Here is a 15,731-nt window from a genome sequence, read left to right as displayed (position 1 = left end):
GGCCTCGGCCAGTTCCTCGCTATCGGCAAGGCCGAGATAATTGTTGGCGCAGAAGTTCAGCACCCGTTCGCCCGAGGCGACCTCGATCTCGCCGGCCTGCTTCGAGGTGATGACACGCTCGCTCTTGTAAAGCCCCGCCGACTTCAGGCCTTCGAGTTCGGTGGCGAGATGCTGGATGAAGGCGTTGGTCATGAAGGCCGCTTTCCAAACGAGGGATCGGGGTTTCGATGGAGACCTACCATATTCCTCCCCCGATGACAGCGAAAGAGAGCCGCAGGAGGCGGCGTTGACGCGATCTGCCCGGTTCCGGCGGCCCCCAGCGTGCATGAGACCGTAGCGGCGGCGGGCGGGAGGATAAACCGTCCCGCCCTGCCTGTTCCTTCAGCTTGCCCTGGCTTTCCCTTCAGCTTGCGATGGCAGGCTTTGCCTGCTGATCATCGTCTTCGACCTGGCGGGAAAAATAATTGGCCAGCAGCGCACCGGAAATATTGTGCCAGACGCTGAAGATGGCGCTCGGAACGGCGGCAACCGGCGAGAAATAGGCATTGGCGAGGGCGGCGCCAAGGCCGCTGTTCTGCATGCCGACCTCGATGGCGATCGCCTTGCGCTTGGCCAGCGACAGGCCGCTGGCGCGAGCGGCGAAGTAGCCCAGCAGATAACCAAGACCATTGTGCAAAACCACCACGGCAAAGATCATCAGGCCGGACGTGGCAATCGCCGGCTTGCTCGCGCCGACGACCGCCGACACGATGAGCACGATGCCGACGACGCTGACCAGCGGCAGAGCCGGAACCGCGGCCTTGACGAGGCCCGGCAAAAGCTTCTGCAGGGCAAAGCCGAGTGCCAACGGCACAAGCACGACCTTGACGATGCTGAGGAACATCGCCCAGCCGTCGACCGGCAGGTACTGGCTGGCAAACATCCAGACCAGAAACGGCGTGACCACCGGCGCTGCCAGCGTCGTGACGCTGGTGCAGGCAACCGAAAGCGCCACATCGCCCTTGGAAAGATAGGTCATCACATTCGACGAGGTGCCGCCGGGGCAACAGCCGACCAGGATGACGCCGGCGGCGACTTCGGGCGCCATCGGGATGATCTTCGTCAGGATGACGGCGATGAGCGGCATGATGATGAACTGCGCGAAGACGCCGATGGCGACATCGAACGGCCGGCGGGCGACCTCGCGGAAATCGCCAGCCGAGATCGTCAGGCCCATGCCGAACATGATGATGGCCAGCAGCGTGACGATATACGGCGCGATCTGCTTGAACGTATCCGGGAAGAAGAAGCCGAGAACAGCGAACAGAATGACCCAGATGGCGAATGTCTTGCCGACAAACGCCGAGAACGATGCAACAGCCTTCAAGGCGGCCTCCTCCAAAATGAACAGTACGGCGGGTTTAGCCGCCAAGCTCCGGGTGTCAAGAACGCAACCGCTTGTCGGCGTGGCAAAATTTAGCCTTTCCCGGTGGAAAAAAGCAGCGACCCGTGCGATGAAACGCCATGAGCATCTTCGACAGGTTTTCCCTCAAGGGCCGGGTGGCGCTGGTGACCGGCGGTGGCCGCGGGCTGGGGTTCGAGATCGCCCGCGCACTGGCCGAGGCCGGTGCTCATGTGGTGATCAACGGGCGCACGACAGCCACATTGGAAGAGGCCGTGGGCGCGATCGTTTCGACCGGCGGCAGCGCCGAGGCGCTTGCCTTCGACATCACCGACCGGCAGGCGCAGCGCGACGCCCTGGCCGGCATCGAGCGCCGCCACGGACGGCTCGACATCCTCGTCAACAATGTCGGCGCCCGCGACCGCAGGCCTCTGGCAGAATTCGACGACGAGGCGATCCTCGATCTGATCCGCACCGACCTGATTGCCGCGACGACCTTGTCGCGCGACGCGGCCGCGATCATGAAGCGCGCCGGTCACGGGCGGCTGATCGCGGTGACCTCGATCAACGGCCAGGTGGCGCTGCCGGGCGACGGCATCTATCCGCTCGCCAAACAGGGGCTGACCGGGCTGATGCGGGCGATGGCGGTGGAATACGGCCCCTTCGGCATCACTAGCAATGCGATCGCGCCCGGCTGGTTCGCCACCGAGACCAATGCGGCGCTGGCCGCCGACGAGGAATTGATGCCCTTCGTGCGCCAACGCATCCCGACGCAGCGCTGGGGCCGGCCGGACGAAATCGCCGGCGCGGCGCTGTTTCTGGCAAGCGACGCGGCCTCGTTCGTCAACGGCCATGTGCTGACGGTGGATGGCGGGATGACGGTGCGGATGTAGGCTATTCAGGTCGCTTGTGGATCGGATCGACCCAATAGACCTCTTCCGGCTTTTCGACGGGATCGACATCGGTGATGTTGACGACCACGGCCTCGTTGTCGGAGCGGACCAGCACGCATTCCAGCACATTGTCCGGATCGGCGTTGATTTCCTGATGGGGAACATAGGGCGGGACATAGATGAAATCGCCGGGACCGGCTTCCGCGACATATTCCAGCCGGTCGCCCCAGCGCATGCGCGCCTTGCCGCGCAGGACGAAGATGACGCTTTCAAGCGCGCCGTGGTGATGCACCCCGGTCCTGGCATTGGCTTCGATGGCGACGGTGCCGGCCCAGATCTTCTGCGCGCCGACGCGGGCGTGGTTGATGGCGGCCTGTCGGTACATGCCCGGCGTCTGCGGCGTGTTGTCGTCCAACTGGCCGCCCTTGATGACGCGCACGCCATCATGCTTCCAGCGTTCGGAATCGTGCTGATGATCATCGCTCATGCTGCCTCCCGCCTATGCTCCCCACTGTCAATCCGCCGCGCGGACGACCTTCAGGAAAGCATCACCGTAGCGCTCCAGCTTGGATTGGCCAATGCCGGAAATGCCGAGCAGCGCGTCGCGGGTCTGCGGGCGGTCCTTCGATAGTGCGATCAGGGTCGTATCCGGGAAGATTACATAGGGCGGCACCGCCATTTCCTTGGCAAGGCTCGCGCGCAGCGCGCGCAATTGCTGGAACAGGTCCTGATCGCCCCCCTGCAGCTCGGCCTTGGCGGCCGGCGATCCACCCTTGGCGTGGCGCGCGGCCTTGCCCGTGGTCGGGCGGTCCTTGCGGAAACGCACGTCCTGTTCACGCTTGAAGACTGAGCGCGCCTGTTCCGTCAGCTTCAGCGCGCCAAAAGCCTGATGATCGACACTGACATAACCGGCGGCCAGCAACTGTCGATAGACGGACTGCCAGGTTTTCGAGGGAATGTCCTTGCCAGCCCCGAAGACCGGCATGTCGGCGTGGCCAAAGCGGGTAGTCTTGTCGTTTTCATTGCCGAGCAGCACGTCGATCAGATGACCGGTACCGAAGCGCTCGCCGGTGCGGTAGATGGCGGCCAGCGCCTTGATGGCAGCCTCGGTGCCGTCCCAGGTCTCGACAGGCTTGAGGCAGGTATCGCAATTGCCGCACTGGCCGGCATGGGCCTCGCCGAAATGGGCAAGGATCGCCTGCCGGCGGCAGCCGGGCGTCTCGCAGATAGCGAGCAGCGCGTTGAGCTTGGCGCGCTCGACCCGCTTGATCTCGTCGGCCGAGCCGCCCTCGTCGATCATCCGGCCGCGCTGAATGACATCGGCCATGCCATAGGCCATCCAGACCTCGGAGGGCAGGCCGTCGCGCCCGGCCCGGCCGGTTTCCTGGTAATAGGCCTCGACCGAGCCCGGCAGGTCGAGATGAGCGACATAGCGCACATCCGGCTTGTCGATGCCCATGCCGAAGGCGACGGTGGCGACGAGGCAGAGATCCTCTTCCTTGAGGAACGCATCCTGGTTGGCATCGCGCAACGCCCTTTCCATGCCGGCATGATAGGCAAGCGCGCGCACCCCCTGCCCGTTCAGCCATTCGGCGGTGTCCTCGACCTTGGCGCGCGACAGGCAATAGACGATGCCGCTCGCTGCCTTGTGGCGCGACAGGAAGCGCAGGAGCTGCTGGCGCGGCTGATCACGCTCGACGATCTCATAGGCGATGTTGGGCCGGTCGAACGAGGTGGTGAAGACCTCCGCCGAACGCAGGCCGAGCCTGTCAATGATGTCCTCGCGGGTATGCGGATCGGCGGTGGCCGTCAGCGCGATGCGCGGCACGCCGGGATAAAGCTCGCCGAGATGGCCGAGCTCGCGATATTCCGGGCGAAAATCATGGCCCCATTGCGAAACGCAATGCGCTTCGTCGATGGCGAACAGCGCGATCCTGGAATTGCCGATCATCTCCTTGAAACCGGCGGTGACGATGCGCTCGGGCGTCACATAGAGGAGATCGAGGCTGCCATCGGCGACCGCCCGGCGCACGTCGAGAAATTCCTCGCGCGTCAGCGACGAATTGAGCGCGGCGGCGCGCACGCCAAGCTGTTTCAACGCTTCCACCTGGTCGCGCATCAGCGCGATCAGCGGCGAGACGACGATGCCGACGCCATCGCGGCAAAGGGCCGGAATCTGGAAGCAGAGCGACTTGCCGGCCCCTGTGGGAAACAGGACGACCGCATCGCCGCCCGACACCACCCGGTCGACGACCTCGGCCTGCCTGCCGCGAAAAGCGGGATAGCCATAGACCCGCTTGAGGACGGAGAGCTGGTTTTTCGTGCTTTCATTGTCGAAGAGGGGATCGATACGGTCTTGGATCGGCGGCATGGAATCGCTTTCGTGGGGAAGCGGCGACTATGGCACAGATCCCGCCCCCGCCGCGACCCCTTGATCCGCCTTTGCAAGGTCAGGCGTTTGCCCTGCGGTAGAAGGCGAGCGAGCTGGCAAGCGCCAGCAGCGCGCCGCCGCAGATGCGGTCGAGCCAGGGCGCGCCGGATGCCTTCAGCACCTTGACGGCCTGCGAACCGAGCGCGGCATAGCCGAACATGACGAGGAAATCCACGGTGGCGAAGACCAGGGCGAGTGCCGCATATTGCGGCAATTGCGGCAAGGCCGGGGCGATGAACTGCGGCAGGAAGGCCGAGAAGAACAGATAGCCCTTCGGGTTGGTAACGGCGACGAGAAAGCTCTTCCAGAAGATCGCGCCCGGCGCGCCCGAACCATTGTCCGCCTTGCCATGCAGCTGATCGTTGAGCGTGCCCTTCGAGCGCAACAGCATGATGCCCAGGAAGACGAGATAGCCGGCGCCGATCCATTTGACGACGGAGAACCAGAATTCGGAGGCCGCGAGCAACGCGCCGAGCCCGAGCGCCACCGCGCCGATGAGGACGAAATCCGAAAGCACCGCGCCGACCATGCCGACAAGCGCACGCCTGACCCCGAAGCGTGAACCGTTGGTCAGCGCCAGGAGCACGGTCGGGCCTGGCGTGGCGATGCCGATGAACGAAACAAGCGCGAAAGCCAGCAAGGTCATTTCAGTCATGGACTTCCCTCCCGCAGGCCGGCCATTGCCGGCTGACGGGGGGAGTTTTGCAATTGCCGGGATTGATGGCAAGAGGGCGAGAACTGGCGGCACACCAGACCCGGCGGGTGAGCCCGAAGGCCCCTATCACGAGAAGAACGTTAGCAGCCCGGTCCACGCATCAGAGTAGGCTATAAAAACCGAGCGCGCCGACACAGGCAAATGTCATCCCAGACACCACCGCCACCAATAATAGAAATTGCGTTGTCGAGAGCCTGTCGAGCCAGAGCTTGCGCCGAAAATCTTCGCTCAGCACTTTCAGCTTTTCCTTCGGATCGCCCCATTTCACCCGGCGGAATTTGTAGATGTTTCTGACCATTGCCAGAGTATATTTCCGCTCGCTTAAAGGAGCGTGAACCCGTGCGCGGCAGGGTTGTTCCAGATCGATACGCTTGCCCGGCAGCACGCTCCCCTACTTCCCAGCCGGCCCTTTCACCCGCCCGGACAACACCCCGAACCCGTCGATGATGGCTTCCTGGTTTTCGAGCCGGGTGACTTCAAGCTGGACTTCCTGCAGGTTGCGCAGGATCAGGCTGACGGTGTCGTCGTCGCCTTCCTCGGTGGCATAGGCGAGTTCATTTTCCAGTTCGCGGCGCTGCCAGAGCAGGGCCTTGGTGCGCTGGTGGAGGGCGAGTGCCTGCAGATAGCCTTCGCGGGCATCCTCGGAGGCCGCGGCGGTGGTGGCGGTCCAGAGCCGAGCGAAGCGGATCTGCTGGTCGAGCGATTTCAGGAGATCGCCAAAACCCTCGGCCTCCAGATGTTCGATCAGGTTTTCGCGCGTCAGCCGCGGGCCCTTGGCGGAGGCGGCATTGAGCACGGCCGACCAGAAACGCTGCAGATCGCGGTTGTCGTAGTCGATGGCGGAAATCTCGTCATATTCGGCAAACAGAAGATCCGGATGGTTGACGATGGTCAGCGCCAGCACGCTTTCGCGCAAGGGCGGCAGGCTCTGATGGCCGCTGACCAGCGCCGAGCGGGCTAGCCGGTCGGAAATGCCGGTGCGCTCGCTTATGCGCGCACCGGGGCCGCCAAGTCCCTGCCCCTGCCCGCCGCTGCGATTGCCACCGCCCTGACGCGGATTGCGGTCGAAGCTGCGCTGGCCGCCCTGGCGCGCGCCTTGAAAGAACTGGTGCAGCCGGTCGCGCACATCCTGGCCATAATGCCGGCGGACGTTTTCGTCGGCGATCACCGAGACGATCTGCTTCAGCGTCGCCTCCAATTGGGCGCGCTTTTCCGGCGTGTCGAATGTGCCCGACTGCACCTCGCGCAGCCAGACCATCTCCGAGAGCGAGCGGGCGGAGGCAAGCACCTTGTCGAACGGCGCCCGGCCTTCGTTGCGCACCAGATCGTCCGGATCCTTGCCATCCGGCAGCATGGCGAAGCGGACGGAATAGCCTGGTTTCAGATGCGGCAGGGCGAGATCGACGGCCCGGTTGGCGGCGCGGATGCCGGCACCATCGCCATCGAAGCAGAGGACCGGCTGCTGCGTCAGCTTCCACAGAAGCACCATCTGGTTTTCGGTCAGCGCCGTGCCGAGCGGCGCGACGGCATTCTCGATACCGGCCTGATAGAGTGCGATGACATCCATATAGCCTTCGACGGCGATAATTGTCCCTGCGCCATTCTCATTTTGCGCGGCTTCGCCGGCGCGGCTGGCCCCAGACATCGCCTTGCGCGCACGGGAAAAATTATAGAGCACGCTGCCCTTGTGGAAGAGCTCGGTCTCGTTGGAATTCAGATATTTGGCCGGCGCATCCGGCGACATGGCGCGGCCGCCGAAGGCGATGACCTTTTCGCGCGACGATAGGATCGGGAACATGATGCGGTCGCGGAAGCGATCATAGGAGACGGGAATATCGGGACCATGGACGACGAGGCCGCAAGCCTCGATCTGGTCCTTCGGTACGCCCTTGCCGGCCAGATATTCCTTCAGCGCATTGCGGCTTTCCGGCGCATAGCCGAGCCTGAAGGTCTCGATCGTGCGGCCGGTCAGGCCGCGGTCGCGCAGATAGGCGCGCGCCTTGGCGCCGTTCGCCGTCTGCAACTGGGCCTCGAAGAACTGGGTGGCCATTTCCATGACATCCTGCAGGCCGGTGCGCTGGCGATCGCGCTTCTCGGCCTCAACATCGGGCTGCGGCAGGGCGACGCCGGCGAGATCGGCGATCTGCTGCACGGCCTCGGGAAAATTCATGCCGTCGAGTTCGATCAGGAAGCGGAAATGATCGCCCGAAACACCGCAGCCGAAGCAGTGATAGCGGCCCTTGCGGTCTTCGCAGTGGAAGCTCGGCGATTTCTCGCCATGGAACGGGCAGCAGGCCCAGTAATCGCCGCGCGAGACATTGGTCTTCTTGCGATCCCAGGTGACGCGCTTGCCGATCACGTCGGATATCGGGACGCGGTCGCGGATCTCGTCAAGAAAGGCGTTTGAAAATCGCATGAATACCTCTGGGCTGGCCTTTCCTATAGGTGGCTATCGCAAAGGAAGCCAGCAAGGCCGCGCGTCATACCCGCAATTCACAGATTGACGCCGATCTGTATATACATTACGTAATCATCATTACGATGATGCGTGACGCATGATGTGCCCGAAAGCTTCCACACCTTTCGGAGCCCACGATGCATCCAACGGATATACAATTCTCATCCTTTGAATGATGAAAACAAGCGCGCTGCAAATTTTCAGAAGCACGGTATCGACTTTCCGATTGCAGCAACGGCCTTGAACGAGCAGCGCCTCGAAAGTCAATCCGACAGAAATGGAGAAGTCCGGACATTGGCCATTTGTCCTTCCTCGGGAAATCTGATCGCAATCGTCTATACGATGCGGGATGTGACCTGCAGGATCATTTCGGCCCGTCCGACGCACAGGCATGAGCGAAGAAAATATCGTCAGATATTCGCTGGATGACATCCGGCGAAAAGTGGCCAAGGGTGAAGATAAAACCGACTGGGCGCGCATCGACGCGCTGAGCGACGAGGATATCCTGGCGGCCATGCGGGACGATCCCGACTGGGCGGAGTTCATGGACATCGACTGGTCGAAGGCGGTGGTGGTCTATCCGATCGCCAAGAAGGCCGTTTCCATCCGGCTCGACGAGGACGTGATCGACTTCTTCAAGCAGGGCGGCCCCGGCTACCAGACCCGCATGAATGCGGTACTGCGGCATTTCATGACCGAGCAGAAGGGCAGAAAGAAAGCCTAGCGAAATATCGAAATAAAAACGCCCCGCCGAACCTTGCACAGACATGAACCGTTCAACCCCTTTTCGGAATTGCCGATGGTCTTTGCAGCGCAGGATCTTGTTTCAGACAGCGGCTTTTTCGCCGCCATGCGGGAAAATGCCCGGCAGATGACGGCGATGTTCGCCGAAAATCCACGGATGAACTCGATCTTCGCCTCGCAGCAGCGCTGGCTGATGGCGCAACTGGGATTGTCGCTCCATTACCGGCGAAAACCGGACAGCCACGACAAGGGTCTCTATACCGGGCGTTTCGTCGCTTTAGCGGTGGAGCATGGCATAGCCAGCCGCAATACCGCCGGCGCCTTCGTCCAGGAAATGCTCGCCTACCGGTTTGTCCGCCATATAGACAATCCGCCCGACCAGCGCATGCGGCCGCTGGAACCGACGGAGATTGCCGTGCAATCCGTGGTGAAATGGCTCTACGCGCATCTTGCCGTTCTCGACATGCTGGACGGCGGAGAACGGGCGGTGGCGCTGGCGGCGGACCCTGCGCTGTTTGCCCGGCTGCAGCCCGAAATCGCGCAAGCCATTCTTGAAAATCACCGGCTGCGCAATCCCGGCAAGACCTTCGACCTGTTTACCTGGGCCAATTCAGGCGGCGTGGTGATGGACTATTTCATCGCCATGATTGACGCTTATGATCCGGACGCACCGAGAATTCCGGTCGGCATGATCTCGCCGGCCGAAATGAGCCGGCGCTACAGGATTTCCAAGACCCATCTGAAGCGGCTGACGACCAGGGCCGCCGAATTGGGCAGTCTCGGCTTCGAGCCCGTGTCCGGCAAGACTATGTCCGGCAAGCCCACCCTGTGGCTTTCGCAGGATTTCGTGCGGGAATACCGGATTTACCAGGCCGAGAAATTCGCCATCATCGACGCGGCATTCCACCGGGAAACCGCGCCGGCGCCGGTCAGGCAGTTGACAGCAGTTCCTTGAGAATGGAGGACGCCCTGGCGAAATCCATCTGGCCGGCATAGCGCTCCTTCAGCACCGCCATGGATTTTCCCATGTCGCGCAGGCCCGTGGCGCCGGTTTCGGCGATCACCGAAGCGATGATCTCGCGCGTCTTTTCCTCGGAAAGCTGCTCCGGCTGGAACTCGGCGATGATGGCGATTTCCTCGCGTTCATGGGTGGCAAGCTCGGGGCGGGCGGCATCGTCATAGATCTTTGCCGATTCCTCGCGCTGCTTGACCATCTTTGCAAGGATCTGCAGCACTTCGTCGTCGGAGGCGGCCTCCTTGCCGGTGCCGCGATTGGCGATGTCCCGGTCTTTCACCGCCGCCTGGACGAGCCGCAAGGTCGAGACCCGCCGGGCATCCTTGGCCTTCATCGCCGTTTTCAGGGCGTCACTCAGTCTTTCACGCATGGCAGAATCTCCCGATGGAGGATGAGGGCGCCGCAAGGAAAATGCGCCCTTCCCGGATGTTGTCCTTGGCGTTGTCTTAGACCAGAGGCGTGCAAACAATCAACCGATTGGGCAAGGGGTTGAATTTTCGGGGTTTTTATTTGCGCTCCATCCACAACATGGTGTTGACCGCGCGCGGATGCGCGTCTATTTTCCGCAAAATGCACGACATTGGCAGAAGAAGACCGCCCGCGGGTTTCCGCGCGCGCCTGCCTGAGCACAAGATGGCGATGAGGACAAAGGCCCCTGCCTGCCCGCGTCCGCGCCGCAACGGGATGAAAAATGATGAGCGCAACCGCCCCCTGGACCACCACCAAGCCGACCGCCCTGCTCGTTCTGGCCGACGGCACCGTGATTACCGGAAAGGGCATCGGCGCCACCGGCAAGGTGCAGGCGGAAGTCTGCTTCAACACCGCGCTGACCGGTTACCAGGAAATCATGACCGATCCGTCCTATCTCGGCCAGATCGTCACCTTCACCTTCCCGCATATCGGCAATATCGGCGCCAATGACGAGGATATCGAGGACCTGACGCCGGCGGCCCGCCACGGCGCGGTCGGCGTCGTCTTCAAGGCCGACATTACTGCCCCCTCGAGCTACCGCTCCGCCAAGCATCTCGACGCCTGGCTGAAGGCGCGCGGCATCATCGGCCTTTGCGGCATCGACACGCGGGCGCTGACGGCCTGGATCCGCGAAAACGGCGCGCCGAACGCGGTGATCGCCCATGACCCGAACGGCGTCTTCGACATCGAGGCGTTGAAGGCGGAGGCGAAAGCCTGGGGCGGGCTGGAAGGCCTCGACCTCGCCAAGGTCGCCTCGTCCGGCCAGTCCTCGCGCTTTGCCCAGAAACCCTGGGCCTGGAACGAGGAATTCGGCGAGCTTGCCGAAGCCGATGCGACGCACCATGTCGTGGCGCTCGATTACGGCGTCAAGCGCAATATCCTGCGGCTCCTGACCGGGCTTGGCTGCAAGGTGACGGTTGTTCCCGCCACCACCAGCGCCGAGGACGTGCTGGCGCTGAAGCCGGACGGCATCTTCCTGTCGAACGGCCCAGGCGACCCGGCGGCAACAGGCGAATATGCGGTTCCGGTGATCCAGGAACTGATCAAGACGGACATCCCGGTCTTCGGCATCTGCCTTGGCCACCAGATGCTGGGCCTGGCGCTTGGCGCCAAGACCGAAAAGATGCACCAGGGCCATCACGGCGCCAACCATCCGGTCAAGGACCATACGACCGGCAAGGTCGAGATCGTCTCGATGAATCATGGCTTTGCGGTCGACAGCAAATCGCTGCCGGAGGGCGTCGAAGAAACCCATGTCTCGCTGTTCGACGGCAGCAATTGCGGGCTGCGGCTTAAAGGCAAGCCGGTCTTTTCGGTCCAGCACCATCCTGAAGCCTCGCCCGGGCCCCAGGACAGCCACTATCTCTTCCGCCGCTTCATCAACCTCGTGCGCGAGAAAAAGGGCGAAGCGGCACTCACCGAACGGTAACTACCGCTCTCCTGGAATGTGGAAAGGCCCGGATCGCTCCGGGCCTTTAACTCTTTGACGTAACAATCGCTCGTAAACGCTGACCTTGCATCCGGTTTTCGCGAGAAGGCCGGATCCAGCCCATCCGACATTCGCGGCACAGGCAATTCCTTGTTGACTAGGAAACACAATCCAGATAGTTTCCTAGTCAACTTGAATGGAGTTGTTTGTGAAGTCTGTTTCCAACCTGTCCGATCATACTGGCTACTGGCTGCGCATGGTGTCGAACGCCGTGTCCCAGGAATTCGCCCGCAAGGTAACGACCGAGGGGGTGACGGTCGCCGAATGGTCTTTCCTGCGCGCCCTCTTCGATGAAGAGGGAATAGCTCCCACGGCACTCGCCGACAGGATGAACATGACCCGTGGCGCGATCAGCAAGCTTGCCGACCGGCTAGTGACCAAGGGGTTGATCCTGCGACAGGAGATCGGGGCCGACATGCGCGGCCAAACACTTTTGTTGACACCGGAGGGACGGGCAAAGGTGCCAATTCTTGCTCGGCTCGCCGACGCAAACGACGCCGAATATTTCGGCGTGCTTTCGGGGGAAGAATATGAGGCGCTCGACCGGGTGCTACAGGCCCTCGTCAATCGGCGGGGACTGACCGCGACGCCGGTGGATTGATCCGCTTAGACAACAGAAACATCAGAATGAAAGGAACCGACATGGACGCGGAACGGATTTACATTGCCGAGACTTGCCTGAAGGCTGCGCATGAAGGCACACTTAGCTTTCCCGAGATCGTGGGCAAGCTGATCGCCGCCGGCTTCGAGGGCTATGCGGTCGATTATCGCCGTAACAGCCAGGCCTTCTACCTGCCCGACGGCGACAGCGTGATGCTTGAGATGCGTTCGTCCTCCGGAGACGTGGCTCCTGCCTTCGATCCCGCCGAGGTCGAGCGCCTGGTGCGCTGGGCGCAGGCCAACCCCGTCGACTACAGCTACATCGCCTTCTGCGAGAAAGTGAAGGCCGCCGGCTGCGCCTTCTATCTGGTCTCCTTCCTCGGCCGCCGCGTGGTCTATTTCGGCCGTACCGCCGAAACCCATGTCGAGCATTTCCCGAGCTGACCCGCCCCCACACAGCGACCGCAAGGGCGCCTCGGTCGCCGTTTCGAAGCCAAAGCGCGTCGCGATCTTTCGAATCGCTTTTTCGCGCTTCAGTCCTATCCAGCATGTCGTCTGCGCACTCCCGCCGTGCGGCTTTTCGCGATATCCTTCTTTATGCCGGAAGGGCGAGCAGCTTTCTTTCCTTCGACAGGAAGCGGAAGAAGCGCCAGGTGAGCGAGATGCTGGCGGCGCCAAGGCCGAGCACGAAGCCGTACCAGACGCCGACGCCGCCATAGCCGGCATGGAAGGCGAGCAGATAGGCGGCGACGAAGCCGATCGCCCAATAGGAAACGAGCGCCAGGATCATCGGCACGGTCGTGTCCTTCAATCCGCGCAGCATGCCGGCCGCCAGTGCCTGGACGCCGTCGACGAGCTGGAAGGCGCCGGCAATGACGATCAGCGGGCCGGCATAGGCGAGAACCGCCGCCGCATCCGGACGTCTCGTATCGAGATACATGGCGGCAAGCTCGTGTGAAAACAGGGCAAAGACGAGGCTGCCGACGAGCGCGAAGCCGCAGCCGATGACCAGCACGGCGATCGCCGCCCGCTTGATGCCTTCGCCATCGCGCCGGCCATGGGCAAGCCCGATGCGCACTGTTGCGACCTGGGCGAGACCGAGCGGCACCATGAAGGCGACCGAGGCAAATTGCAGCGCAATGCCGTGGGCGGCAAGCTCGACAGTGCCGATCATGCCCATCAGCAGCGAGGCGACGGTGAACAGGCTGACTTCGGCGAGGATGGTGATGGCGATCGGCAGGCCGAGCACGACGACTTCCTTGAGCACCGGCCAATCCGACCGCCAGAAGCGCACGAAGATCTCGTAGGAACGGGTCTGCGGCTGCGCCTGGATATAGGCAAAGAGCAGCACGAAGCTCAGCGTATTGACGATCAGCGCCGAAATCGCCGCGCCGACGATGCCGAGCGCCGGGGCGCCGAAATTTCCGTAAACGAAGACGTAGCAGAGGGCGGCATTGGCCAGAAGTACGATGATCGTTACATAAAGAATGATGCCGGCGCGCTCCAGCGAACTCAGAAAGCCGCGCAGGACCATGAACAACAGCGCCGGAAACATGCCCCAGAGGGCGACGCGCAGATAGCTTCCGGCGAGCCCCGCCACCTCCGGCTGCTGGCGCATGGCAAGCAGAACCGTTTCGGCATGCCAGAGCAGCGGCGCGGTCAGAACCCCGTAGCCGAGCACGGCCCACATGCCCATGCGCACGGCACGGCGCACGGCGACGCGATCGCCCCTGCCCTCAGCCTGCGCCACCATCGGCACGACCGCATTGGCAAAGCCCGAGCCGAAGATGAACACGGTGAAGAACATCTGCGCGGCCAGCACCATGGCTCCGAGCTCGGTGGTGCCGAGCCGGCCGACCATCAGCACGTCGGTGGCATGGATGGCGAACTGCGCCAGCTGGGCGCCGACGAAGGGAACGCCCAGCGCGATGCTTGCGCGGTAATGGGCGGACCAGGAATTATCGGTATGGCCGCCCGAATTCTGTTCGGTCGAAATCGGCATGACGGAATTTAAGCCTTTGGCTACGTCGCAACCGGAATGGGCCGCATGACGGGAGAGACGGAAATAGAACAGCCGCTTTTAAAGCGCCAGACGCAAAGCCGAAACTGATTATTTTTTCATCCAAAGATCACAAAACTTGATCTGTTCGGCAAAGAAAGCCCTCACATCGCCCCCGCCGCTGCCGGCCCGCCCTGCGCGGCCGCTTCCAGTGGGCGAACCTTGAGGAGATAGAGGGCGACTGCCAGCACGACGAAGAAGGCTGCCAGCAGATAGGGCGCGCCGGCAAAGGCGACGGGTGCCGTGGGTGCGGTAAACAGGCTGAAGACCTGGGCGAACATCAGCGGCCCGACAATGGTCGTGAAGCTGGAAATGCTCGACAGCGCGCCCTGCAGCTCGCCCTGCGCCGAAGGCGGCACTCTGGCCGAGGCCAGGCTGCGCAGCGGCGGATCGGCCAGCGCCTCCAGGCAGGTGGCAAGGATGACCGCATAGATCATCCAGCCCTGAAAGGCGAAGGCATAGCCGAACAGGCCGAGCCCGGTGAAGACGAGACCGAGCGCGCCGGTCCGCCATTCGCCGATCCGCGAAATGACGCGCGGCAGGACGAAGCCCATGACCAGCGCGCCGCAAATGCCGAAGACGCCGAGCGACAGGCCGATCTGGCCCTCGCTCCAGCCATAGCGGAAGGAGGCGACGAAGGACCAGACGGCCGGATAGACCGCATGCGCCTGCCACAGCAGGAAGAACACCAGCAAGATCCAGCCGATGCCGGGATAATTGCGCATCTGCTTCAGGGCGCTGAGCGGATTGGCGCGGCGCCATTCGAAGCGCCGGCGATTGTGGCTTTCGAGCGTTTCGGGCAAAAAGAACCAGGCGACGACGAAATTGACGAGGGACAGCGCGGCGGCACCATAAAAGGGGATGCGCGGGCCGAATTCGCCCAACAGGCCGCCGAGCACCGGCCCGAGCGCAAAACCGGTGCCGAAGGCAATGCCGATCAGACCGAAATTCTTCGCCCGATTGGTATCGTCGCTGACATCGGCGATATAGGCGGCGGCGGTAGAGAAGCTGGCGCCGCTGATGCCGGCCAGAACCCGGCCGACGAACAGCATTCCATAGGTGGTGGCCAGCGCGCAGATGAGATTGTCGAGCGCGAAGGTCAAGACCGAGGCCAGCAGGACCGGCCGCCGGCCGAAGCGATCCGACAGATTGCCGATCAGCGGCGCAAACAGAAACTGCATGGCGGCGTAGACGAACAGCAGCCAACCGCCATCCACCGCCGCCTCGCTGATCGTGTCCCCGGTCAGTTCCTTCAGATAGGCGGGCAGCACCGGCACGATGATGGCAATGCCCATGATATCCAGAAACAGGATGATGAAGACGAGAAACAGGCCACGTCGCGCGGATCTGGGATCAATCATCGAACAAACCTTCCCCGGCATCCGCCGGAGGCGGAGCACAGAACGCGAACGGAAACCTGAAATTCCTGTCTATCGAAAAACCACGAGCGAAACAATCCGTGAACATTTCAATCT

16 protein-coding genes and 1 pseudogene are annotated in these 15,731 nt (G+C 62.6%); 7 read left to right on the top strand and 10 right to left on the bottom strand.

The genetic code is table 11. The features are described from left to right. Together ASD31_RS14120 and ASD31_RS14115 are read right to left on the bottom strand one after the other, a co-directional pair. Nucleotides 1–192, bottom strand: a pseudogene (locus ASD31_RS14120) (glycine C-acetyltransferase); the annotation flags it as partial. A 211-nt stretch (nucleotides 193–403) separates the two neighbouring features. Next, nucleotides 404–1,366 (bottom strand): bile acid:sodium symporter family protein, encoded by a 963-nt coding sequence (locus tag ASD31_RS14115; protein ID WP_056334634.1) that lies wholly within the window; start codon nucleotides 1,364–1,366, stop codon nucleotides 404–406. 137 nt (nucleotides 1,367–1,503) lie between these two features. Between ASD31_RS14115 and ASD31_RS14110 the strand changes: the two genes are divergently transcribed. Continuing rightward, nucleotides 1,504–2,274, top strand: coding sequence for an SDR family oxidoreductase (locus ASD31_RS14110; protein ID WP_056334631.1), 771 nt, complete (start codon nucleotides 1,504–1,506; stop codon nucleotides 2,272–2,274). Nucleotide 2,275: 1 nt separating this feature from the next. On the opposite strand, the gene ASD31_RS14105 is transcribed toward ASD31_RS14110, so the two are convergent. From ASD31_RS14105 to dnaG, 5 genes are all read right to left on the bottom strand, one after another. After that, complete coding sequence (locus tag ASD31_RS14105; protein ID WP_056334628.1) at nucleotides 2,276–2,761, bottom strand: cupin domain-containing protein; 486 nt, start codon at nucleotides 2,759–2,761, stop codon at nucleotides 2,276–2,278. Between the two features lie 27 nt (nucleotides 2,762–2,788). Continuing rightward, nucleotides 2,789–4,645, bottom strand: a complete 1,857-nt coding sequence (gene recQ, locus ASD31_RS14100) for a DNA helicase RecQ (RefSeq protein WP_056334624.1) — start codon at nucleotides 4,643–4,645, stop codon at nucleotides 2,789–2,791. 79 nt (nucleotides 4,646–4,724) lie between these two features. Next, nucleotides 4,725–5,360, bottom strand: coding sequence for a LysE family translocator (locus ASD31_RS14095; RefSeq protein ID WP_056334621.1), 636 nt, complete (start codon nucleotides 5,358–5,360; stop codon nucleotides 4,725–4,727). Nucleotides 5,361–5,520: 160 nt separating this feature from the next. After that, the gene (locus ASD31_RS14090) at nucleotides 5,521–5,805 is read right to left on the bottom strand and encodes a hypothetical protein (RefSeq protein ID WP_156392652.1); all 285 of its coding nucleotides are present in this window, start codon (nucleotides 5,803–5,805) and stop codon (nucleotides 5,521–5,523) included. Nucleotides 5,806–5,811: 6 nt separating this feature from the next. Continuing rightward, on the bottom strand, nucleotides 5,812–7,836 hold the full coding sequence (dnaG, locus tag ASD31_RS14085) for a DNA primase (RefSeq protein ID WP_056334612.1): 2,025 nt from the start codon (nucleotides 7,834–7,836) through the stop codon (nucleotides 5,812–5,814). 132 nt (nucleotides 7,837–7,968) lie between these two features. On the opposite strand from dnaG, the gene ASD31_RS25535 reads away from it, so the two are divergent. From ASD31_RS25535 to ASD31_RS14075, 3 genes are all read left to right on the top strand, one after another. After that, nucleotides 7,969–8,307, top strand: a complete 339-nt coding sequence (locus ASD31_RS25535; protein WP_320409399.1) for a BrnT family toxin — start codon at nucleotides 7,969–7,971, stop codon at nucleotides 8,305–8,307. Continuing rightward, complete coding sequence (locus tag ASD31_RS14080; protein ID WP_056334609.1) at nucleotides 8,270–8,602, top strand: BrnA antitoxin family protein; 333 nt, start codon at nucleotides 8,270–8,272, stop codon at nucleotides 8,600–8,602. Before ASD31_RS25535 ends, ASD31_RS14080 begins: the two co-directional genes overlap by 38 nt. A 75-nt stretch (nucleotides 8,603–8,677) precedes the next feature. Then, nucleotides 8,678–9,577, top strand: a complete 900-nt coding sequence (locus tag ASD31_RS14075) for a hypothetical protein (RefSeq protein ID WP_056334602.1) — start codon at nucleotides 8,678–8,680, stop codon at nucleotides 9,575–9,577. Here ASD31_RS14075 and ASD31_RS14070 read toward each other — a convergent pair. Further along, entirely contained in the window at nucleotides 9,552–10,007 is a 456-nt protein-coding gene (locus ASD31_RS14070) for a GatB/YqeY domain-containing protein (protein WP_056334599.1), read from the bottom strand. The genes ASD31_RS14075 and ASD31_RS14070 overlap by 26 nt on opposite strands. A 324-nt stretch (nucleotides 10,008–10,331) precedes the next feature. On the opposite strand from ASD31_RS14070, the gene carA reads away from it, so the two are divergent. The 3 genes from carA to ASD31_RS14055 all read left to right on the top strand — a co-directional run bounded on the left by carA (nucleotide 10,332) and on the right by ASD31_RS14055 (nucleotide 12,641). Next, nucleotides 10,332–11,537 carry a glutamine-hydrolyzing carbamoyl-phosphate synthase small subunit gene (carA, locus tag ASD31_RS14065; RefSeq protein ID WP_056334596.1) on the top strand — a complete coding sequence of 402 codons (1,206 nt, stop codon included), beginning with the start codon at nucleotides 10,332–10,334 and terminating at the stop codon, nucleotides 11,535–11,537. A gap of 208 nt (nucleotides 11,538–11,745) precedes the next feature. Next, entirely contained in the window at nucleotides 11,746–12,198 is a 453-nt protein-coding gene (locus tag ASD31_RS14060) for a MarR family winged helix-turn-helix transcriptional regulator (protein ID WP_082520570.1), read from the top strand. A gap of 41 nt (nucleotides 12,199–12,239) precedes the next feature. Next, nucleotides 12,240–12,641 (top strand): hypothetical protein, encoded by a 402-nt coding sequence (locus ASD31_RS14055; protein ID WP_056334590.1) that lies wholly within the window; start codon nucleotides 12,240–12,242, stop codon nucleotides 12,639–12,641. A 151-nt stretch (nucleotides 12,642–12,792) separates the two neighbouring features. Here the strand turns inward: ASD31_RS14055 and ASD31_RS14050 are convergent, their stop codons facing one another. Together ASD31_RS14050 and ASD31_RS14045 are read right to left on the bottom strand one after the other, a co-directional pair. Continuing rightward, a complete protein-coding gene (locus ASD31_RS14050; RefSeq protein ID WP_056334586.1) occupies nucleotides 12,793–14,199 on the bottom strand; it encodes an MATE family efflux transporter in 1,407 nt (468 codons plus the stop codon). Between the two features lie 161 nt (nucleotides 14,200–14,360). Then, nucleotides 14,361–15,617 carry a TCR/Tet family MFS transporter gene (locus ASD31_RS14045; protein WP_056334583.1) on the bottom strand — a complete coding sequence of 419 codons (1,257 nt, stop codon included), beginning with the start codon at nucleotides 15,615–15,617 and terminating at the stop codon, nucleotides 14,361–14,363. Nucleotides 15,618–15,731: the final 114 nt, after the last annotated feature.

This window comes from Rhizobium sp. Root482 (assembly GCF_001426565.1).
Classification (GTDB): Bacteria; Pseudomonadota; Alphaproteobacteria; order Rhizobiales; family Rhizobiaceae; genus Pararhizobium.
This window is presented reverse-complemented; position numbering and strand designations above follow the sequence as displayed.

Coding starts and splice junctions, on each gene's coding strand:
- ASD31_RS14110 (WP_056334631.1), top strand. CDS start 1,504: ATGAGCATCTTCGACAGGTTTTCCCTCAAGGGCCGGGTGGCGCTGGTG.
- ASD31_RS14105 (WP_056334628.1), bottom strand. CDS start 2,761: ATGAGCGATGATCATCAGCACGATTCCGAACGCTGGAAGCATGATGGC.
- recQ (WP_056334624.1), bottom strand. CDS start 4,645: ATGCCGCCGATCCAAGACCGTATCGATCCCCTCTTCGACAATGAAAGC.
- ASD31_RS14095 (WP_056334621.1), bottom strand. CDS start 5,360: ATGACTGAAATGACCTTGCTGGCTTTCGCGCTTGTTTCGTTCATCGGC.
- dnaG (WP_056334612.1), bottom strand. CDS start 7,836: ATGCGATTTTCAAACGCCTTTCTTGACGAGATCCGCGACCGCGTCCCG.
- ASD31_RS14080 (WP_056334609.1), top strand. CDS start 8,270: ATGAGCGAAGAAAATATCGTCAGATATTCGCTGGATGACATCCGGCGA.
- ASD31_RS14075 (WP_056334602.1), top strand. CDS start 8,678: ATGGTCTTTGCAGCGCAGGATCTTGTTTCAGACAGCGGCTTTTTCGCC.
- ASD31_RS14070 (WP_056334599.1), bottom strand. CDS start 10,007: ATGCGTGAAAGACTGAGTGACGCCCTGAAAACGGCGATGAAGGCCAAG.
- carA (WP_056334596.1), top strand. CDS start 10,332: ATGAGCGCAACCGCCCCCTGGACCACCACCAAGCCGACCGCCCTGCTC.
- ASD31_RS14055 (WP_056334590.1), top strand. CDS start 12,240: ATGGACGCGGAACGGATTTACATTGCCGAGACTTGCCTGAAGGCTGCG.
- ASD31_RS14050 (WP_056334586.1), bottom strand. CDS start 14,199: ATGCCGATTTCGACCGAACAGAATTCGGGCGGCCATACCGATAATTCC.
- ASD31_RS14045 (WP_056334583.1), bottom strand. CDS start 15,617: ATGATTGATCCCAGATCCGCGCGACGTGGCCTGTTTCTCGTCTTCATC.